Raw genomic sequence first — 19,983 nt, 5'->3', positions numbered from 1 at the left:
CCACCGTCCGACAACTAAGCTCTTGCTCCAGCAAGCAAAAATCCGCACCCAACGAACATTCCGCCAAATAATTTGTTTAATTTCGCCATCTGTGAAGACGAACGCACAAATCGGCTTAACTGAGAGGCCAGCCCGGTATAAAACACCATCACGATAGAATCAATAATAACTGTGGTCACACCAAGGATCGCCAGTTGGGTCAATTGACTGCCCGCAGGGTCAATAAACTGAGGAAACAGTGCCACCAAAAAAACGATAGATTTAGGATTGGTTAAATTGATCAGCACTGCTTTCTTAAGCAGCTTGCTTCCTTGTACCTCACCTGTGCCTTGATCAATAGCAAGCGAGCTGCTATCACGCCATTTGCTGATCCCCAAATAAACTAAGTACAGCACCCCTACCCACTTGATGATAGTAAATGCCGTTGCGGACTGAGCGACCAGAGTACCAATACCTGCACCGACCAGCAGAATATGAATCATCAAACCGACTTGCAGACCTACAATGGCTGGCACAGAGCGTTTAAGCCCTAAGCTAATACCATTGCTGACCGAATTTACAGTGCCCGAACCCGGCGCCAAACTAAATACTATCGCCGTCAATACATAAGCCAGCCAAACTTGAATATCCATACTACTCCCCGCAATACAATTATCATCACCCCGTCATTGGAGTGGCATACTATATCGGTAATCAATCCTGATATACTCTAACTTGCTGTACATAATCGAATAAGAGCCGATATGACCTTTGCCTTGAAACCTTTTACCCAAGAAGACCAATTATTAACCACCATGGAAAGCCAGATTGCGCCTTTTTGGCAGCAAAGGCAAGACGGTTTTATCGTAGGAAAAGCAGGACGACAAATCTACCAAGTGAAACTCACCCACCCTGAGCACACCAAAGCAGTCGTCGTCGTCAATGGGCGCATCGAAAGTGCTTGGAAATACCAAGAGCTGTTTTTTGACCTATTCAATCAAGGATATGATGTTTATAGCTTTGACCACAGAGGCCAAGGAAAATCAGATCGGTTGATAGACGATGTTCAAATGGGATATGTCGACAAGTTTGAAGACTACATTGAAGACCTAAATAGCGTACTCTCCCATTGGAATATCGAGGGCTACGAGCACTGGTATATGCTAGGTCACTCTATGGGTGGTGCCATCGCCACTCGCTACCTTCAGCAACAGCCGGAAAGTAGCTGCAAAGGGCTTGCACTGAGTGCTCCCATGTTTGGAGCTCACGTCGCATGGTATCTCAAACCCTTTGCCATTGCGCTAAGTGCGGTGATTGCAAAGTTATCCACCAAGCCAAACTACGCTCCGGGTCATCAGCCGTATTATCCGAAACCTTTTGCAACCAATCCGCTCAGCAGCAGTCAGGCTCGATATACGTGGTTTCGCAATCTATATGATCAGATGCCAGAGCTACAACTCGGTGGTCCAAGTGCCCACTGGGTGTACCAAGCTCTTAGTGCGAGTAAACTCTGTATTGATCAAGCCAAAGCATTGAAAACGCCCACACTACTTATCCAAGCAGGCAGCGATACCATCGTAGACAATAAGGCGCACTTACGCTTTGTTGACCAGCGGCCGGAAACTGGCTTCATCACCATTGCTAGCGCCAAGCATGAGCTACTGTTTGACGTTGATGGCGTAAGAAATCAAGCACTTGAGGCAATCTGTGACTTTTTCCACCAGCGCCAAAACCAGAATCACTAAAAGGGGAAACTCTGGTTTACCCTCTTTAAACGCTGCGAAATAGATTAAAATCTCTTTCCGAATCGTTGTTAACCTATTGGACGTGTTATGACTCAAGTACAAAAACCTGCTCAGTTTAAAATCGTTGCCTCAGACCTTGATGGAACCTTGCTTGCCCCCGATCACCAACTGAGTGCGTTTACCAAAAAAACTTTGGTCGACTTACACAATCAAGGCTTCCACTTTATTTTCGCCACCGGTCGTCACCACATTGACGTTGCAGGCATTCGCAGTCAGGTGGGGATCCCTGCGCACATGATCACCTCCAACGGTGCTCGTGTACATGACCACAACGATGAGCTGATCTACAGCCAAAATGTACCGAGTGACTTAGTTCAACCGATCGTTGATCTGTTCAAAGAAGACAAAGATGTGGTCATTCACGTCTACCAAAACGAAACTTGGTTGCTAGACCGTGAAGACGAGAGGCTGAAAAAATTCCACAAAGACACAGGCTTCACTTACACCAAGTTTGATGTCGACAATGCCCCAAGCGACGGCATCGCCAAGCTTTTCTTTACCAACCCAGACCACGACTACATGGTAGCTTACGAAGAGAAGCTCAATGCGCACTTTGGCGATCGCCTGAATGTAGCGTTCTCAACGCCTTGGTGTCTGGAAGTGATGGCAAAAGAGGTATCAAAAGGGGAAGCGCTTAAAGCGGTAGCGCAGTCACTTGGGTATCAATTAGAAGATTGCATTGCGTTTGGTGACGGCATGAACGATGTGGAGATGCTATCCATGGCAGGCCGAGGTCTAGTGATGGAAACCTCCCACGAAAAAGTAAAAAAAGCGCTGCCGACCAATCAAGTCATTGGCAGCAACGCAGATGATGCAGTCGCCCACTACCTACTTGAGCACCTAATCTAACTCTGTCCCAATGAGGTGATCGCCTGCCACTGTTGCTCGGTAACGGGCATAATAGAAAGGCGATTGCCCCGTTTCACCAAAGGCATGTCAGCAAGCTCTGGCATCGACTTCATCTTGGCAAGACTCACTCGCTTATCAAATTTAGCGACAAACTCGATATCAACCATCCACCAGCGCGGATTTTCTTCGCTCGCTTTCGGATCATAGTAGTCACTTTGCTCATCGAACTGAAAATGATCCGGGTATGATTCCTTGACCACTTTACCGATACCGACTGCGCCAATGTGCTTGCACGACGAGTGATAGAGTAAAACCAAATCACCTAATTTCATCTCATCACGCATCATGTTGCGAGCTTGATAGTTTCTCACGCCTTCCCAACAGGAGACTTGTTTTGTCAATAAGTCGTCAATAGAGAAGGTGTCTGGTTCTGTTTTAAATAACCAATATGCCATAATAAAAACTCTTCAAATTCTCCGCCGCAAGGAATCGTTATGTTAACACGTTCGCTGTTAGTCTCGTTTGCAGGCTTGGCATTTCTGTCGGGTTGTAGTCAAAGCTTACCGTCAACAGAAACTGACTCGACACCAGAAAGCAAAATTGAGTTAAATCAGCAAAAAATCACGCCTCAAACCTTCGTTCTTGCTGGTGAAATCGTGCTCGGTCATGAGGCTCGCTCAATTCAGCCTTGTGGCAGCAGTGCTCAGTACTGGCTAGATATCAGCACGGAAGACTATGCCCGTGCACAAACCTTGATTAACGAGCCTTATGAGCCAGTCTACGGCGAAGTGATTGGTTACTTACTTCCACCGGGCAATGATGGCTTTGCGGCAGATTTTGATGCTCGCTTTGTAGTGCAAAGAATCAATGTATTAAGCAAAGAGGTGAGCTGTAACTCTCGCCAAGTGCCAACACAGGCGATGGGTAATGAGCCTTTTTGGGTAGCAAGTCTAGGCCAAGGCGTCATAGATATTGCCCAGCTCGGCGAAGAAGCCAAACAGTGGAAAATCCAAGATCAGCAGTTTACCCTCACGGCTCGTCGTTACATTGCTGACCAAGGTGCACTGATCTTATCCAATCAAAACTGCCGCGATAGCATGAGTGGTGATATTTTTAGTTGGTATGCTGAGCTTAAAGATAACGATGGCACATCACTCGAAGGCTGCGCTGCACTCAGCAACCAAGACCCAACACAAGTATGGACAGGGATCTATCTGGCGCAATCAAATCACAACCAAGGTTTTTCTGTCGAACTAGAGCTTGAGGCTGACCACACAGCAATCACTCGCTATGTCTACACTAATGGTGAACGTGCCCGAGAAGAGCGTGGTTTTTGGCAGCAGCTCAATGATCAGCAGCTCTATGTCACAACGACTCACCATCAGCAGCAGCCTTTGTTAAGTGAGCGCATATACGACCTTCAAGATGACAAGCTCATCGCAAAGAAAGAACGGATCAATGGCCAAATCTACACCTTGTCTGATGGTGGGCTGGTGCTTTACAAAGCAGACCCGAGCCAAAACAGCGAGGAACCCGAGCAGATTCAGTCTCGCACTGATTTTCAAGCCGATGTTGACCAAGCGGTGCGCCAGTATGCTCGCAGCGTCAACGAGACCACTGACGATACCAAATACCTCTGGCTCAACTATGACCTTAACCAAGACGGTAAGCCTGAGCTGCTGACACTGCTCAACTGGTGTGGCAACGCCGGCTGCAAAATGGTGATTTTCGATCAAGATGACCAAGGCGAGTGGCAATTAAATACCGAGATGACACTAGTTCGAGCCCCGGTACTGGTGAGTGAAGCCCAACATCAGGGATGGAACGACCTGATACTATCAGCGAAAGGGGTACCGAGCTCTACTGAACACCGCTTGAGGTTTGAAAATGGTAAATACCCACTGAATCCAAGCGTCGAACCGGAAATTCTTTCGCGCCCAGCGCTAAAAGCGGTGCTATTTGCCGATGAAAGATCCCCTTTTGACGGAGTGTCGATGTAAATGGCAAGATGTGAAGGTTGTGGTTTGCAGCACCAATGCATTTGTCACCTGATCCCCAAGCTCACACCCGACTGGTCGATGCTGCTGTTAACTCACGCCAATGAACTAAGGCGTGAAACCAACACTGGGCGCTGGCTTACCGCTAGTATGGATAATTGCCAACTTGAGGTGTGGGATCGTACTTGCCCACCTCAAGCACTGATCGACAAAATAAACAACCAACAGGTATCGCCATTACTGCTCTACCCAGCAACGGGCAGCAGCCAATTGACTGCGAAGCACCTTAATGACCCCCCTCATCCACTAGTCATTATTTTGGATGCGACTTGGCAAGAAGCTCGAAAGATGTATAACCGCACTCCTTGGTTACAGGCCTTGCCGCATTTTCATTTAGTCCCAGAGCAAAACTCTGAGTACCATTTGCGACGCAATCAGCAACAAGGGCATTTGTGCACCTGCGAAGTGGGTATTGAAGTATTAAAATGCAGTAGGCTTGATGATCAAGCCCATCAGTTGGAAAGGTTTTTTGCGTTATCCCTAGATGCATTTAAAGCGGACAAAAGCGGTCACGCCTTAAAATCGATCACAAGTAGCTAACGCTGCACGGCACCTGCGGTGCGGCGCTTACCTCTAGCAGCTCAGGTTTACCCAAGTAGTAGCCTTGTAAGAAGTCGACTCCCAGGTCTTCAGCGATTTGGCACACTTGCTGGTTGTGCACAAATTCTGCCACTGTCTTTGCTTCAAACACGTGACACAGGCGCACTAGCTGCTGGGTGATCTGACGCTGCCTTGGATCTTTATCAAGATTACGAATAATGCTGCCATCAAGCTTGATGATCTGAGGCTCTAGCTTGATCAACTCATCGATATTCGAGTACCCAGAGCCAAAATCATCGACAATAATACGTGCGCCTAATCGACGGAAGTGGTCGCACACTTCCTGCATACGACCATAATCTTTGATTTGCTCAGTTTCTAACACTTCCAGTCCGACCCGGCTGGCACTACTGAGCTTACGCATCGACTGCTCAAGCAGATACAAGGTCTTGTCGCTCATCAAATCTTGCGGCGACAGATTGATCGAAAATGACTCATTACTGTGCTGCATCTGAGCGAAGGTATGACTAATCATCTGACGGCTCAAGCGAGTGTAAAGGTGCGTTCCTTGAATGATTGGCAGGAACTTGGCCGGTGGAATGATTTGCTCATCATCTTTGATCCGAACCAAACACTCTTGAGACACTTTCTTGTGGTTGTGAGCTGAGAAGATAGGCTGTGCATAAGCAACGACTTTTCGATTCAATACCGCTCGGCTGACGCAGGACAACCACTCTAGCTGGTCTTGACGCATCTGCTCTTCACCCGCCAACAACTTGGCATTGCACATGTGGCGATTATTCTTCATGCCATGGCGGCGCGCTTCGATCGATTTCAGCAGTAGTTCATCGACACTGGCTTCAGGAAAATCACGACGACTGGCTAAACCACCACACGCAGATACCGATAAGTAATCAAGCTCAGGAAGGCCATAAGGTTCGAAATTGACGTGTTCAATTTGGTCAATAAAGTCGGTGAACTTCTGTCGAATGAAGGCACTGGTGCGCTCTGAGTAGAAAATTGCCGCCCATTCTCCGACACCAATAGAGTACAAAGAGGCCGCTTCTCCAAAGCCATCTTTTAGCTGCTCAATGAAGTAATGGCTCAAATCCATCAGCAGCTTATCGCCCACTTGATAGCCATACTTCTCATTCACTTGACTCAAGTTGGTCAGTTTAACCGTCAATAAGTGTTCATTTTGCAGCATCTTACCCAGACGCTCTTTAAGTACCTGACGGTTCGGCAAGCCAGTGCGACGGTCAAAGCGGTAGCTTTCGGTCAACTTATGCGCCTGCTCCATCAATTTCTGCTCCATGTTGTTGTTCATCTCTTCCACATCGCTAATGGCGTTACGGATCAGAGTAAACAACGGGGAGACTTGGTGGCCGGCATAATAGTTTGAACTAGAGTGCAGCTCAGTGACGTTGGATTCTTCACTCAAGGCGAGATAGGTCAAGCTGTGGTGGAGAATATGTTGACCGGTGTGGTCCCGAAACAACTCCCCCATACAATAGCTACCGTTGGCATCAGCCACCGACGATAACGGCTTGAGCTCGTCAATCCCTTCCATAAACTCTAAGCGAGAGGAGCAGTTATAGATAAACAAGCTCTCAGGACGATGCTGAGCAAGTCGCTGGGCGCCCAAACGCACCTGCTCTAATGTCAGTGACGGGTGGTTATAGCAAAAGCGCACCTCGTCGCCGATTTTCCACTCAGTATTGAATTCAATCGCACCATCATCAAGGTAGCGGATTGGCAATGTGACCGACTGATCAGCTTCATCTCCCTTCATCAGAGGGAAATCTTGGATTTGCTCAAATGGCAACTCAGTATTATTAGCTAGGTAACGGCGATAGACGCTCTGAGCAGGTTGATGGTCGAGGGTCTTTAGCACACCATTTTCGGCATCGGTAATACGAAAGCGTCGCCCAACAGGACTCCACTCAGCGTATGCCTCGCGCCAAACTTTGAGCTTTTCATTGTGCAGTGCAATCGCTACGCACGCTCCGGTCAGCACCTGCTGATTGAGCATCACCCAACGCCCAGTTAAGTTAGGGTGGGCCAGCCCACCTGCTACCGGAATCTCATGACTGAGTTTATTGAATGCACCAAACAGTGGATAGTCATTGGCGTCCACTTGATCGGCGAAGCTTATCACCGCTTTGGATTTTCGATTGAGAAATAAACCGTCGACTAGGAGCTGACTGTCACGAGTAAAGTCACCCGTGTAATAAACCGCAGCGGCGGTGACATGCGTGGTGGTGAGTTCGGTCAAGACCAACAAGGTACCGCTGTCGACAATCTTGCCATGATGAATAATATGGCTGGCACTATGCCCTATCAAGGTCACTTGGTCGCCAAAACGCTGGCGTAGCGCTTGACTGTACTCTAGCGCTAACTCTGCTGACTGTGTTGAAAAGAGTTGCACCAAATAGCTCGAATGCTCAGCTACCTGCATGTTCAGGAGCTCAGCATGAAGCTGGTGCATATCTTGTATCAGTAGAGTGTGGCAGTGCATATTACAACTTATTAACAGAAAGCGATTGCATCACTATAAAGGCACTGCTTAGCTAACTCAGTCGTTTGGGATCAACTTTTGGTAATTATCTGTCTGCTGATACGTCAATTAGTGACCTAGCTCGAAGAATGTAGGTAATTTATCAGCCAAATACCATTGAGTTACGAGCCAGATAACCTACCGAGCCAGAGCAAGTAACTCATCCAAGGTTGCAATAGATAGATCGGGCAGGATACGCATCTTATCTGCTGGCAGAGCATTGTGATGGATCCAAGCCGCACTCATGCCAGCGCTCTTTGCACCTAACACATCAGATGTCAGGTGATCGCCCACGTGCAAAATGTGCTTAGCTGGCACTTTAAGTAATCGAGCAGCCTCATCAAACATATCCGAGTGAGGCTTTTGGCGGCCATCAGGACCTGCCCGCAACACGTGAGAGAAATAGCCAGACAAACCTATCGCCTCCACATCAACGTTGCCGTTGGTGATAGCAATCAGCGGCATGTTGGCACTCAACGCTTGCAGCACATGATGAGTAAGCTCTGGCACCTGTACCTTATTGCGCCAATAACTGACTTGCTCCATCGCTCGTTGAGCCGCTTGCTCGGCTTGCTGTGGCGAATAGCCACAGCGTGTAAGCCCCACTTTCAGCTGAGTGTAACGCCACAAGCTCACATCATGCACCAGTTCTGGCTGCTCAACGATAACCTGGCGCTTAAGTGCTTGCCACTGGGAGTAATCTAGGTCGAAAGATTTAGGGTAGTGTTGATTGACCCAAGCCCGCACCTCTTTCTCTAGTCGCAAGATCACTGGCAAGTTATCGTAAAGCGTATCATCGAGATCAAAACTCATCGCCTTTACAGCGGGCAACTTACGGTAAAACTGCATAACGGATTAACCTTTTTTGTTCTTACGTGCTCTTGGGTGCGCTTGGTCGTAGACGTCAGCAAGGTGCTGGAAGTCTAGATTAGTATAGATTTGGGTAGTGGAAATATTCTCATGGCCCAACAGCTCTTGAACCGCACGCAAGTTCCCACTTGATTCAAGCATATGAGTAGCAAATGAATGTCGCAGCTTATGTGGACTGACGTGGCTATTTAAGGACTGTTTTTGCCCCCACTCTGCCATACGCTTTTGTACGTTACGGTGGGAAATGCGTGTCCCTTGTTTAGACACAAATAGGCCCTGTTCGTCGCCATTGGCTAACTGGCCTCGTACTCGCATCCAGTGACCCACCCACTCTTTGGCTTGACCTGCAAAGGGAACTTTCCGCTCTTTGTTGCCTTTACCTATGACTCGGATCTCGCCACGGCTAAAAGAGATATCTTTAACATTGATATCCACCAGCTCCGCCAATCGTAACCCCGCCCCGTACATCAACTCCATCATAGCTCGGTCTCGAATCGACAGGGGATCATCAGGGTCAACTTCTAGCAATTGCCCCACCTCATCAACATCGAGGTTTTTTGGTAATGGTCGCTGCTTTCTTGGTGCAGAAACGCCTTTGGCTGGATTGGCCTGCAAAGTGCCACGTAAGATCAAAAAATCGAAAAAACTGCGCAATGAGGAAAGGCGAGTCCCTATGCTGCTGGGTTTCATTCCATCGCGCATGCTTTTACTGGCCAACTGACGAACCCACCCTGCATCGACTTGAGTCCAATCGGTTACGCCCATCTCAACCAAGGTTTGCGCCATGCTGGTCAGGTGCATTTTATAATTGCGCTGGGTGTGCAAGCTCAAGTCTCGCTCAGCACGCAAGTACTCGTAAAAGCGCACCAAAGGGCGCGCTAATTCATTGGGCAGTGGTGTGGCTGACATGCGCACTCTTCTCTTCTCGTCGCCATGGTAAAATTTGCACCATGTGCGCCAATACCAAACATAAGTGGCGCAAGAATAAGGTATCCATATTGGGTTGGAAATGCCCCCCATCTTCGCTCGCAAAGGCCACCAATCCCAATGGTTTACCAAAAGGTTGGCGACTGAGCATCGGTAGCACCACGTAAGAGCCCATTTCTGGTACTCGCTCGTCACCAAACAGCGCCTCTCGATCAGCACTCTTCATTCGCCCAAGGTAGGCTGGTTTGCCATTAAAGTGATTCATGGCAAAACGCTGGTAGGTTTCGGTGCTCAACTGGTGTCTGGACTCAGCAGAGTCCAACAGCTTAACCCAACCTTGCAAGCCGAGTTTAACTGCAGTCTTTGTCACGCAAGTGATGGCTTCTTCCAAGTAATCACATTGCAAAATCTGCTCTTGCAACTGCATGAAATCATGAAAGGTTCGATCATTGCTTGCTGCCAGAGACATCAAAGTGGTGATCTCTTCTTCAAGCTCTTCGATGCGCTGGCGTTGGCGGCGCATCTGGATCTCAACCAAAGAGACCGCACCTTGTTGTTGATGCGGGATCTGTAGTGAAGAGACCAACTCACTGCGAGTTTGAAAAAAGTCAGGATGGTCTTGGAGGTATTGAGCGACAACTTCCGCCGTCAACGCATCCGCTTCAGGGTAAGACAAAATGACTCCTTAGTCTTAGCAGCTGAGCTGCCCATCAAACACATGGGTGGCAGAGCCCGTCATCCACAGAGGATGGCCTTCCCCTTTCCACTCAATCAACAAGTCACCACCAGGAAGGTGCACTTTCACTTGATTGGCTAATAGACCTTGCAAGATTCCGACGGCAACAGCACCACAAGCTCCCGTGCCACACGCTTGAGTTTCACCTACACCGCGCTCATAAACGCGCAGAGAGATTTCATCTCGGCTGATAAGCTGCATGAAGCCTGCATTGACTCGCTCTGGAAAACGCTCATGGTTCTCTAAAAGTGGGCCAATGCTTTCTATATCTAATGCATCAATGTCATCGACCGTGGTTACGACATGCGGGTTGCCCATACTGACAGCACCACAAAACAGAGTATGCTCACCAGCACGCAGAATGTAGGTTTTTTCCTGCGACTTCGCTTTGAATGGGATCTTGTTTGGCTCAAATACAGGTTCCCCCATATTCACTCGCACTTGATCACCCTCTTCTATATGGAGAGTAATCTTACCCTTTTTGGTGCTGACATTGATCGAGTGCTTGTTGGTTAGCCCTTTCATGCGAACGAAACGAGCAAAACAGCGCGCACCGTTACCACACTGCTCCACCTCACTACCATCGGCATTGAAGATGCGGTAATGAAAGTCGGTTTCAGGGTCATAAGGGGCTTCGACGACCAGTAATTGGTCGAAACCTACACCTGTATGTCGATTACCTAAACGGCGGATCAACTCGGTCGAAAAAAACACGTTCTGGGTGATACAGTCAACCACCATAAAGTCATTGCCCAGACCGTGCATTTTAGAAAAATGAAAGTGCATAGTGTTTTCGGGTACTCCGCCTGATTACTCCGGTAAAATTTGCTCAAGCTCCCACAAGCTTGAAAGCGCTTCACGCTGACGCACTAGGTGAGACTGATCGCCATCCACCATGACTTCAGCCGCACGCGCACGAGTATTATAGTTTGAGGACATCACGAACCCGTATGCACCTGCGCTGCGAACTGCCAGTAAGTCACCTTGGGCAAGCGCAAGATTACGATCTTTACCCAGGAAGTCACCGGTTTCGCAAATTGGGCCCACCAGATCATAGCATTGCGCTTCTTCATCACGAGGCTTCACAGGAACAATGTCTTGCCAAGCTTGGTAAAGCGCTGGACGCATTAAATCATTCATGGCTGCGTCAATAATTGCAAAGTTTTTGTGTTCGGTGTGCTTTAAGAACTCTACCTTGGTCACCAATACACCGGCGTTAGCCGCAATCGCACGCCCAGGCTCAAAAATAAGTTCAAGATCAGGATGGTTGTGCAGACGAGCCAGCAATGCCGAAGCGTAATCCGAAGGCTGAGGAGGCAACTCATCACGATACACCACCCCAAGACCGCCACCCACATCAAGGTGTTTAATCTCAATACCTTGTGCTTTTAGCTGTTCGATCAGTGCCAGCAGACGATCAGTTGCATCGATGAAAGGCTCAATATCGGTTAGCTGTGAACCAATGTGGCAATCAATGCCTTGTACGTTCAAGTTCGGTAGGCTTTGGGCAAATTTATACACTTCTGGCGCGCGGTCAAAAGCGATACCAAATTTGTTTTCAAGCAAACCTGTCGAGATGTACGGGTGGGTGTTTGCATCCACATCGGGGTTAATACGCAGCGAGATCGGCGCAATCACACCTAGCTCACCAGCCACTTGGTTAAGTAGCTCTAGCTCAGGCTCGGACTCAACATTGAAACATTTAATTTTCAGCTCTAGTGCACGCTTCATTTCCGATGCGGTTTTTCCCACACCAGAGAATACAACTTTGGCAGGGTCACCACCTGCGGCGATTACTCGCTCCAGCTCACCTTGCGAGACGATATCAAAGCCACTGCCCAAGCGAGCCAACACGTTAAGTACACCAATATTTGAGTTCGCTTTTACGGCATAACATACAAGGTGTGGGTGCTCTGACACAGCACTATCAAAAGCGTTCCAGTGACGCTCTAGCGTAGCACGAGAATAGACGTATAAAGGCGTGCCGTATTGCTCGGCAAGATCGGTAAGTGCGACATTTTCGGCCCAAAGCTGGCCATCATCCTGATAATTAAAATAATCCAATGTTTATTCCTTAGCATTTATTCCGATTGTGGCTGCTGCGCCGGTTCTTCCTGAGGTAAATAGAGAGCACCTGACTGACCACAGCCAGTGAGCCCCAAGACTGATACTAAAATCAGTGCTGCGAAAGACTTTTTCATTTTGCAGTTCGTGATTAATCCATCAATGCCCCCTATAATCGCACCAACAACAGGAAAAGCAATAGGACAGAGCAGGATGAATGATACTGAATATCATCAATTGGTAGACCAAGTGATGGAAGCGATCGAAATTGCGATCGATGATTCGGGCGCAGATATTGATTATGAAGTGAATGGCAACGTCATGACGCTGGAGTTCGAGAACCGAAGCCAGATCATCATCAACCGCCAAGAGCCAATGAAAGAGGTCTGGTTGGCTTCTAAATCTGGCGGGTTCCACTTCCAGTATCAAGAGGGTGAGTGGATCTGTTCAAAAACCCAGCTAGAGCTGATGGAGATGGTGAAACAAGAGTGTGAGAAACACGCTGAAGAAGCTATCGACTGGGAATAAGCTTTGGCTAATGCCTTGAACACCCAATCAAAAATGCCAACCACAATAGGTTGGCATTTTTTAAGCGTTGACCGCCTTGTCTTGACGACTAGAGCAGTGCTCACTTCGATATGGCACCACATAAGCATCGCCATCTTGAGGGCGAAGAATTTGGTAGTATTGTGGCAAGTTAAAGTTGGTAAATGCCGTGCCCACTTTGAGATCATCTTGATATGAAGAAGAGGTATAGAAACGGTTTACGTTAGCCACCATCTCATCTTTGCTACCACTGAACTGGTGATAAACCTCAACTCGGTTTGATTCATCTAATACATAGACATTAAAACCGTTCTCAATATCTTCGAAGAAGAATTGGATCAGACCTTCACTAGCAAAGCTATCCACAATATCAGGCAATGGGTGATCTTGCTCTTTGTCCAACATCACCAGTGGAGAGCCTTTAAGCTTGTTGGTAGAAATACTGCGATAAAACTCGACGGAATTCTCCAGCTTCTGAACCGACACTCCACGACGTTCGAAAAACAGGCCATACACTTGGTCACACACACGAATCGCTTTAAAGCGGCGGCGTTTTTCTTGCTCAATCGGCTTCAAACGCAAATCAATGCATTCAGCTAAAAGCTGATAAACCATATTGCGCATTACGCCTCGTAGGTTCTTGCTGTAGCAGAACACATCGACTGACTCTGGTGGAATGGCGTCTTGGTGCATCTTGCCCAATACCGTTTTAAGCGCATCTAGCATCGCGGTATCACCAGTAAAATGCAGGGTACGCACTTCATGCCAAGAGTTGCGGTAAACCAAATCAACGCTGCCAACCAAGCACTGATTGTTATCACCAAAGCTAAAGATATCTGGGTTTTTCATGTCCGCTTTAAGGTCGCGAGCAGACAAGGTATCTGTTGGATCATTTTCAAAGTTAATGAACATGGCCAACTGACTGATCTCACAAGGACTCGCCAATGCTTGCATGGTTGGACGACGCTTATGCAATGAGAAGGTGTTTCGTAAGTCACTGACCATTTGGTAGAACTTATCAATATCTAAATCAGCGTCTCGAACCACAGAGTGTAAGCGGGTTGATTCGGTGATCAAACCGTTGAAAAATGACCAAGCCACTAGCTTACTTAAGTACTCGTTGTGCTCCAGATATGGCTGACCAATGATCTGTGGCGCTTCTAGTGGTTGCTTATACAAATACCAGCCAGCACGATTACTGCGGCCTTGACTGACTTGAATAAAGCTAAGATCAGATTCGTGCAAGTCAGGTGATATTTGCGGATTGAGCAAGGTCACCTTACCCGGCAACACTTCAAACGCAGCATAGAGCTTACGTGCCAAGATACTGATATCTTGCGGGCTAATGGCGGAGGTGATGTCATTACGACGGGCGAATTGAATCAAGTTGCGGTAGCTTTGCATCAGAGCGCCTAATAGCTGCTCATGCATCACTTTGACTTGTTCCACTTTCCAATTACGGCGATCATCAAGATGTACGTGTACATCCTGACCCCAATTCCATTCTTGACTCATCAAGGTCAGCGCTTCACGACGCCATGCGACTGAGCCTACACCTGGTTCGCGAGAAAGTTTCTCGTGAGTTTTCAGGTAGAAACAGCGACGCACTAAGTCCAGACGCTGAGTATCACCGACACGCTCTAAGTAGCGGGTCACTTTCTCGAGCATCAAATAGTATGCATCCATGCCATAGAGATCAGGCTCATGAGCAAAGAAGCGACGCTTAGAGTCAATGCACAACAGCTGAGTTGACGGGTACTCCCACGAATACGCCTCTAAGAGAATCGCTTTTAACACCGACTTATAAGGTGCATCGATACTCTTATAAAGCTGCCACAAACTCGAGCCAAAATACTCTTCGGCTGGAATGCGGTTCAATTGGCCAAAGTTAATCCATTGACCACAGTCGATCGATCCATCTGAACACAATCGACCTACGTATTCGTCGTAGCACTCTTCCATTTCAGGTGGCACGATCTGCCACAGCAACCTTTGCCCTGCTAACCTTACCGCTGAACGATAAAACTCATCCAACAAAAGTAGATGTTGAGAAGAACCGCAGTTATCCCCGGTCATCTCCTCTGAGCGATTACTACGAAAACGCTCTTCATCCATCAAGAAGAAGTTAGCTTCAACGCCAAACGTCATCGCCCACTCAGTAATCAACAGACACTTATTGGTTAATTGGCTGCGCTCATCAGCACTCATGAGAGGCGAGACACATACCCAAATATCTAAATCACTCGAGGTACTTTGACCAATCGATGAGGTACTGCCCATCGTATATAGCGCTAGAATTCCCGCAGAAGGAGCAGAGGTTAGCTTCTCTCCGAGCGCGCGCTCAGTTTCTTCGATGAATTGTTGCTGGGAAGGGTTTGGGGAAAAATCGAAAACACCAAAAGGGACTTGCTGTTCGTAATACCCCGGGACAGAAGGGTGGTTGTAATTAAGAAGGACAGGTAACAAATGAAAAACACGCTGACTCTGCATATCCATCAGCGCCAACGCACGGTCTATGCGCTGCTGATTAAGCAGATCGAGTCGTTTTATCAATGTTTCAATATGTGCCTGCAAAGGGGCTATCCTTGACTTAATTTAATCTGTTACTTCTGTTTAAAAGACATTCATAACCACGCTGAAAACGTGATCAATTTAACACTTTAGTGTCAGAAGGTAAAGAAATAGCGTACTACGCATCCATTTTTATTCATCCATGACATGGATTCACGCCAAATATAGTCTCAGTATATTTTCCCAAAAATGAGTAATTTGACACTCTACAAATGTGAGTGGCTTCACATAATATTTTCCGAGTGTTTAATTTGTGGCGCTGATTCACCACCTTACCAAGGAAACAGTAAGATTTTGTTGATCTCAGTGGTAGGATGAAGTCTGTTTGTTATAACTAGAATGTATTGAACGGAACGTCTATGTCACAAAGTGCAGCTCATCAGGCATCTAGCCAAGCACCTATTCGCATTGCCACACGTAAAAGCCCTCTTGCCCTTTGGCAAGCCCATTATGTTAAAGACGCACTTCAAAGTGCCCATCCGGGTTTAGAGGTTGAGCTGGTTACCATGGTAACTAAAGGCGATATTATTCTCGACACGCCGCTGGCAAAAGTTGGCGGTAAAGGGTTGTTTGTTAAAGAACTCGAAGTCGCGATGCTGGAAGGTCGTGCGGACCTTGCGGTGCACTCTATGAAAGACGTTCCTGTCGATTTTCCACCGGGTTTAGGTTTGACCACTATTTGTGAACGTGAAGACCCAAGGGATGCCTTTGTCTCGAATACCTATTCATCCATCGATGAACTGCCGCAAGGCGCTGTGGTGGGTACCTGTAGCTTGCGTCGTCAATGCCAACTAAAAGAGTATCGCCCAGATCTGGTGATCAAAGAGCTACGTGGCAATGTGGGGACTCGCCTATCGAAACTCGACAATGGCGATTACGATGCCATCATTCTTGCGGCTGCTGGCCTCAAACGCCTAAAGCTTGAAGAGCGCATCCGCAGTTTTATCGAACCTGAACAGTCTCTACCTGCGGTGGGTCAAGGGGCTGTCGGCATTGAATGCCGCCTCGATGATACCCGTCTACATGAGCTATTAGCCCCACTAAATCACCAAGAAACGTCTGATCGCGTATTGTGTGAACGCGCTATGAACCTAACTTTAGAAGGCGGCTGCCAGGTACCTATTGGTAGCTATGCTCTGTTAGAGGGTGACGACATTTGGCTGCGAGCGCTGGTTGGCGAACCCGATGGTTCTAAGATTGTTCGTGGGGAAATACGTGGTAAGCGCAGCCAAGCTGAGCAGCTCGGTGTCACGCTTGCACAGCAGTTACTCAACGATGGGGCTAAAGAAATTCTAGAAAAGCTTTACTGCGAACACGAGTAATCATGTCGAGCATCTTAGTCACTCGATTTGGTGAAGAGGGAGATGCCCTATGCCAAGCGATAACCTCGCTTGGCAACATTGCTATTCACCACCCTCTTATCGAAATCCAGCCCTGGGGTGATCGCAGCCAGCTTTCACAGCAACTTTATCAAAGCGACATTATTATCGCCGTCAGCCAGCACGCCGTAGAAGGTGCACAACGGTTACTGGTTGATTTAGCATGGCCTACACAGCCCATATATGTTGCCGTTGGTCAAAAAACCGCACACAAATTAAGCAAAGCGACGCAACTAAAAGTACACTACCCTGACGTGAGTGACAGTGAACACCTACTCAAACTGCCACAGCTCAACCAAGTAGAAGGTAAACGTATTACGATTCTGCGAGGCAATGGTGGGCGAGAGTTAATATTCGATACCCTTGTATCGCTAGGGGCGAATGTCAGCTATAGCCAAACCTACCAACGAGTCGCACTACCTTTTGATGGCAAGGTTGCAGTGAGGCATTGGCAACAATATCAGGTCGACTCCGTCATAGTGACGAGCGGAGAGCAACTCTCTCAACTCGTGCGTAGCATTTCTCCCGAGCATACCGCTTGGCTACGTCAATTGCACTTGATAGTCCCCAGTCAACGCATTGCCGACTGGGCTCTTGAACACGGCTTTACTCGGATCGTAAATGCTAATGGTGCAGCAAATCAGGCTCTGCTAACCGCTCTTGGCAAAGCTCAACAATAGGACAACAGCATGACAAGTAAAAAAAACAATAATGAGCAAATAGACGCTGAACTAAGCCCAACCGAAGATACTCAAGCTGAAGTGGAAGCGCCTGCCGCTCCATCGCCTTCACAGGAAAAAGAACAAAAGAACAAAGGTAGCAAACTAGGTGCTATCGCCATCGTGCTCACCATTCTGTTCGGTGGTGGTCTTAGCTACCATATCCAACAAAAAGACCATGCCCAGCAACAAGAAATCGCAGCGCTTAAGCAGCAACTTTCTTCTTTGCAGTCAGAACTTAGCTCCCGTGTCTCTAATGCCCAAACCGAGCTTACAGCCAGTGTGAATGATGCAACGACTCGCATGCAGGTTGAAATGGGGCAGCAACAAAAGAGCATAGAGAGTTTGCAAGTGGCCATTAGCGACGTCAAAGGCCGCCGACCAAATGACTGGCTATTAGCCGAAGCGGATTATCTGGTGAAGCTGGCCGGACGTAAGCTTTTTCTTGAGCATGATGTCGAGAGTGCGACACGCTTAATGGAAAGTGCCGACCAACGTATTGCTGCACTGAACGACCCAAGCCTAGTACCACTGCGTAAGAGCATGGCGACAGACATCACCAAGCTGCGTGCCTTACCATTGATTGACCGCGAAGGTCTGGTCCTTGCGATTACTAGCTTACAACAACAAGTTGACGCACTGCCACTGGCCAATGCTATCTTGCCGGAAGCGCAAGAGGTTGTAGAGCAAGAGGTATCTGAAGACATTAACGATTGGCAAAATAACCTTAAGACTTCGTTAAAAGATTTCTCAGACCAGTTCATCACCTTCCGTACTCGTGATGGCAATGTCGTTCCACTGCTCTCTCCTGAGCAGCATTTCTACCTACGTGAGAACGTTAAAAACAAACTAGAAAGCGCCATCAAAGGGGTTTATCTAGAAAACGGTGAGCTATTTGACCAAGGTTTGGTCACCGCACAGGAATGGTCAAAGCAGTTTTTCAACCAAAGTGATAATCAAGTTTTAGAGTTCCAAAAACGCCTTGAGCAATTAGCGAAAAACAAAGTTCACGTTGATTACCCTGATAAGCTGCACTCTCAGCAGCCACTGACTGATGTAATTCAAGACCGTTTGCGCCGTGAGGTGACTGTATTGGTTACGGAGGATAAGTAATGATTAGACTCATTCTGTTATTTGTCTTCTTAGGGGCCGGCCTCTACGTTGGCACCCAATTTTCTGGCCAACAAGGCTATGTACTCATTTCCATTGCAGAGCGCACCATTGAAATGAGTGTCACCACCCTAGTTGTGCTCGTCGTCGCATTGCTAGCGATCCTCTTTGGCTTGGAGTTTATTGTCAAGAAAATCCTTCGAGCCAGTAATGCCACTATCAGTTGGTTTAGTTTACGTAAGCTAAAGCGAGCACGCCGCGAAACCAACGAAGGTATGATTTTGCTGATGGAAGGTGACTGGCAATCAGCTGAGAAGAAAGTTACTCGTTTAGCCAAGCATCATGACACACCACTGCTGTGTTATCTTGCCGCTGCTGAAGCTGCGCAGGGACTTGGTGACACGGCCAAACGCGACCATTACCTGACTCTCGCCTCTGAGCAAGAAGACTCCGATCTGGCAGTGATCTTAACTCGAGCGAAGCAGCAAGTCGCCGATGGTGCCTACCAAGATGCTCTCACCACCATAGGTGAGCTGCATGGCCGTTACAATCCAATCGCCTTGAAACTGCAATACCAATGTTACCAAGCGCTTAATCAGTGGAGCTCATTACTTGAGTTGCTGCCACAAGTGAAAAAAGCCAAGCTGATTAACGCAGAGCAACAAGAACAAATGACTCGTGCCGCTCACCTAGGTTCTCTGGCTTCTGTCGCTGAGCAGCAAGGAAGCGATGGCTTAATGAAAGCGTGGGAGAAGTTGCCGCGTAAACTCAAACAGGACCGAGAGCTGATCTTGGAACTTGTAAAACAACTAGTGGGCCGAAAAGCAGATTCTCAAGCGTATATTATTTTGCGCGATAGCCTCAAGAAAACGCCTCATGACGATCTATATGCAGCAATAGCTCAGTTGGACCTGCCAGATATTCACCCTGCGGTGGTATTGCTACAAGCAGCCCTTCAACGCGACGGTCGCAATGCCACTGTTCACAGTACCTTGGCACAACTGTTGATCCGTCAGGAGAACTGGGGTGATGCTCAACAACATCTAGAGCAAGCACTGAAAGTTCGACCACTGGTCATCGACTATGCAAACCTTGCGCTAGTACTAGAGAAACAGCAGCAGACACAAGCGGCTAACGATGTTTCTCGCCAAGCTTTGGCGTTGGTAGAAAACTTGTAACCAACCACAATTATTCCTAAGCCGATGCTAGTAAAGCATCGGCTTTTTTTTGCTTTCAATTTGTGATCCTCTCCCGTACCTATGCGTACCAGTAAA

19 protein-coding genes are annotated in these 19,983 nt (G+C 47.8%); 9 read left to right on the top strand and 10 right to left on the bottom strand.

The genetic code is table 11. The annotated features are described in order from the left end of the window. Nucleotides 1–14 precede the first annotated feature (14 nt). Nucleotides 15–632, bottom strand: a complete 618-nt coding sequence (rhtB, locus tag J4N39_RS00460) for a homoserine/homoserine lactone efflux protein (RefSeq protein WP_252020989.1) — start codon at nucleotides 630–632, stop codon at nucleotides 15–17. 111 nt (nucleotides 633–743) lie between these two features. Here rhtB and J4N39_RS00455 point away from each other — a divergent pair, with 111 nt between their 5' ends. Together J4N39_RS00455 and J4N39_RS00450 are read left to right on the top strand one after the other, a co-directional pair. After that, nucleotides 744–1,724: an alpha/beta fold hydrolase gene (locus tag J4N39_RS00455; RefSeq protein ID WP_252020987.1), complete on the top strand. Its 981-nt coding sequence runs from the start codon at nucleotides 744–746 to the stop codon at nucleotides 1,722–1,724. A gap of 87 nt (nucleotides 1,725–1,811) precedes the next feature. Then, the gene (locus tag J4N39_RS00450; RefSeq protein ID WP_252020984.1) at nucleotides 1,812–2,633 is read left to right on the top strand and encodes a Cof-type HAD-IIB family hydrolase; all 822 of its coding nucleotides are present in this window, start codon (nucleotides 1,812–1,814) and stop codon (nucleotides 2,631–2,633) included. Here the strand turns inward: J4N39_RS00450 and J4N39_RS00445 are convergent. Beyond that, nucleotides 2,630–3,088 (bottom strand): EVE domain-containing protein, encoded by a 459-nt coding sequence (locus tag J4N39_RS00445; protein ID WP_252020981.1) that lies wholly within the window; start codon nucleotides 3,086–3,088, stop codon nucleotides 2,630–2,632. The genes J4N39_RS00450 and J4N39_RS00445 overlap by 4 nt on opposite strands. 39 nt (nucleotides 3,089–3,127) lie before the next feature. On the opposite strand from J4N39_RS00445, the gene J4N39_RS00440 reads away from it, so the two are divergent. Together J4N39_RS00440 and J4N39_RS00435 are read left to right on the top strand one after the other, a co-directional pair. Beyond that, on the top strand, nucleotides 3,128–4,633 hold the full coding sequence (locus J4N39_RS00440; RefSeq protein ID WP_252020979.1) for a COG3650 family protein: 1,506 nt from the start codon (nucleotides 3,128–3,130) through the stop codon (nucleotides 4,631–4,633). Further along, the gene (locus tag J4N39_RS00435) at nucleotides 4,634–5,230 is read left to right on the top strand and encodes a tRNA-uridine aminocarboxypropyltransferase (protein WP_252020977.1); all 597 of its coding nucleotides are present in this window, start codon (nucleotides 4,634–4,636) and stop codon (nucleotides 5,228–5,230) included. It begins immediately after the preceding gene. On the opposite strand, the gene J4N39_RS00430 is transcribed toward J4N39_RS00435, so the two are convergent. The 7 genes from J4N39_RS00430 to lptM form a co-directional block, all read right to left on the bottom strand. Further along, the gene (locus J4N39_RS00430; RefSeq protein WP_503063702.1) at nucleotides 5,217–7,748 is read right to left on the bottom strand and encodes a bifunctional diguanylate cyclase/phosphodiesterase; all 2,532 of its coding nucleotides are present in this window, start codon (nucleotides 7,746–7,748) and stop codon (nucleotides 5,217–5,219) included. The genes J4N39_RS00435 and J4N39_RS00430 overlap by 14 nt on opposite strands. A 177-nt stretch (nucleotides 7,749–7,925) precedes the next feature. Beyond that, nucleotides 7,926–8,636 carry a 5-amino-6-(5-phospho-D-ribitylamino)uracil phosphatase YigB gene (yigB, locus tag J4N39_RS00425; protein WP_252020973.1) on the bottom strand — a complete coding sequence of 237 codons (711 nt, stop codon included), beginning with the start codon at nucleotides 8,634–8,636 and terminating at the stop codon, nucleotides 7,926–7,928. Between the two features lie 6 nt (nucleotides 8,637–8,642). Beyond that, nucleotides 8,643–9,572, bottom strand: a complete 930-nt coding sequence (gene xerC, locus J4N39_RS00420; RefSeq protein ID WP_286036821.1) for a tyrosine recombinase XerC — start codon at nucleotides 9,570–9,572, stop codon at nucleotides 8,643–8,645. After that, complete coding sequence (locus J4N39_RS00415; RefSeq protein ID WP_252020969.1) at nucleotides 9,541–10,260, bottom strand: DUF484 family protein; 720 nt, start codon at nucleotides 10,258–10,260, stop codon at nucleotides 9,541–9,543. The genes xerC and J4N39_RS00415 overlap by 32 nt, the downstream gene beginning before the upstream one ends. A 15-nt stretch (nucleotides 10,261–10,275) precedes the next feature. After that, nucleotides 10,276–11,106: a diaminopimelate epimerase gene (gene dapF, locus J4N39_RS00410; protein ID WP_252020967.1), complete on the bottom strand. Its 831-nt coding sequence runs from the start codon at nucleotides 11,104–11,106 to the stop codon at nucleotides 10,276–10,278. Between the two features lie 24 nt (nucleotides 11,107–11,130). Beyond that, complete coding sequence (gene lysA, locus J4N39_RS00405; RefSeq protein ID WP_252020965.1) at nucleotides 11,131–12,384, bottom strand: diaminopimelate decarboxylase; 1,254 nt, start codon at nucleotides 12,382–12,384, stop codon at nucleotides 11,131–11,133. A gap of 17 nt (nucleotides 12,385–12,401) precedes the next feature. Then, on the bottom strand, nucleotides 12,402–12,521 hold the full coding sequence (lptM, locus tag J4N39_RS23045; protein WP_503063700.1) for an LPS translocon maturation chaperone LptM: 120 nt from the start codon (nucleotides 12,519–12,521) through the stop codon (nucleotides 12,402–12,404). A gap of 76 nt (nucleotides 12,522–12,597) precedes the next feature. On the opposite strand from lptM, the gene cyaY reads away from it, so the two are divergent. Next, nucleotides 12,598–12,912 (top strand): iron donor protein CyaY, encoded by a 315-nt coding sequence (gene cyaY, locus J4N39_RS00395; protein WP_252020963.1) that lies wholly within the window; start codon nucleotides 12,598–12,600, stop codon nucleotides 12,910–12,912. 60 nt (nucleotides 12,913–12,972) lie between these two features. Here the strand turns inward: cyaY and J4N39_RS00390 are convergent, their stop codons facing one another. Further along, nucleotides 12,973–15,504 (bottom strand): class I adenylate cyclase, encoded by a 2,532-nt coding sequence (locus tag J4N39_RS00390; RefSeq protein WP_252020961.1) that lies wholly within the window; start codon nucleotides 15,502–15,504, stop codon nucleotides 12,973–12,975. A 356-nt stretch (nucleotides 15,505–15,860) separates the two neighbouring features. Between J4N39_RS00390 and hemC the strand changes: the two genes are divergently transcribed. From hemC to J4N39_RS00370, 4 genes are read left to right on the top strand one after another with little or no spacing between them, the layout of a single operon-like run. After that, complete coding sequence (hemC, locus tag J4N39_RS00385; RefSeq protein WP_252020959.1) at nucleotides 15,861–16,823, top strand: hydroxymethylbilane synthase; 963 nt, start codon at nucleotides 15,861–15,863, stop codon at nucleotides 16,821–16,823. Nucleotides 16,824–16,825: 2 nt separating this feature from the next. After that, nucleotides 16,826–17,560 (top strand): uroporphyrinogen-III synthase, encoded by a 735-nt coding sequence (locus J4N39_RS00380; protein WP_252020957.1) that lies wholly within the window; start codon nucleotides 16,826–16,828, stop codon nucleotides 17,558–17,560. Between the two features lie 9 nt (nucleotides 17,561–17,569). Next, on the top strand, nucleotides 17,570–18,712 hold the full coding sequence (locus tag J4N39_RS00375; protein WP_252020954.1) for a uroporphyrinogen-III C-methyltransferase: 1,143 nt from the start codon (nucleotides 17,570–17,572) through the stop codon (nucleotides 18,710–18,712). Continuing rightward, nucleotides 18,712–19,887 carry a heme biosynthesis HemY N-terminal domain-containing protein gene (locus J4N39_RS00370; protein ID WP_252020952.1) on the top strand — a complete coding sequence of 392 codons (1,176 nt, stop codon included), beginning with the start codon at nucleotides 18,712–18,714 and terminating at the stop codon, nucleotides 19,885–19,887. Before J4N39_RS00375 ends, J4N39_RS00370 begins: the two co-directional genes overlap by 1 nt. Nucleotides 19,888–19,983: the final 96 nt, after the last annotated feature.

This window comes from Vibrio sp. SCSIO 43136, from assembly GCF_023716565.1.
Classification (GTDB): domain Bacteria; phylum Pseudomonadota; class Gammaproteobacteria; order Enterobacterales; family Vibrionaceae; genus Vibrio.
This window is presented reverse-complemented; position numbering and strand designations above follow the sequence as displayed.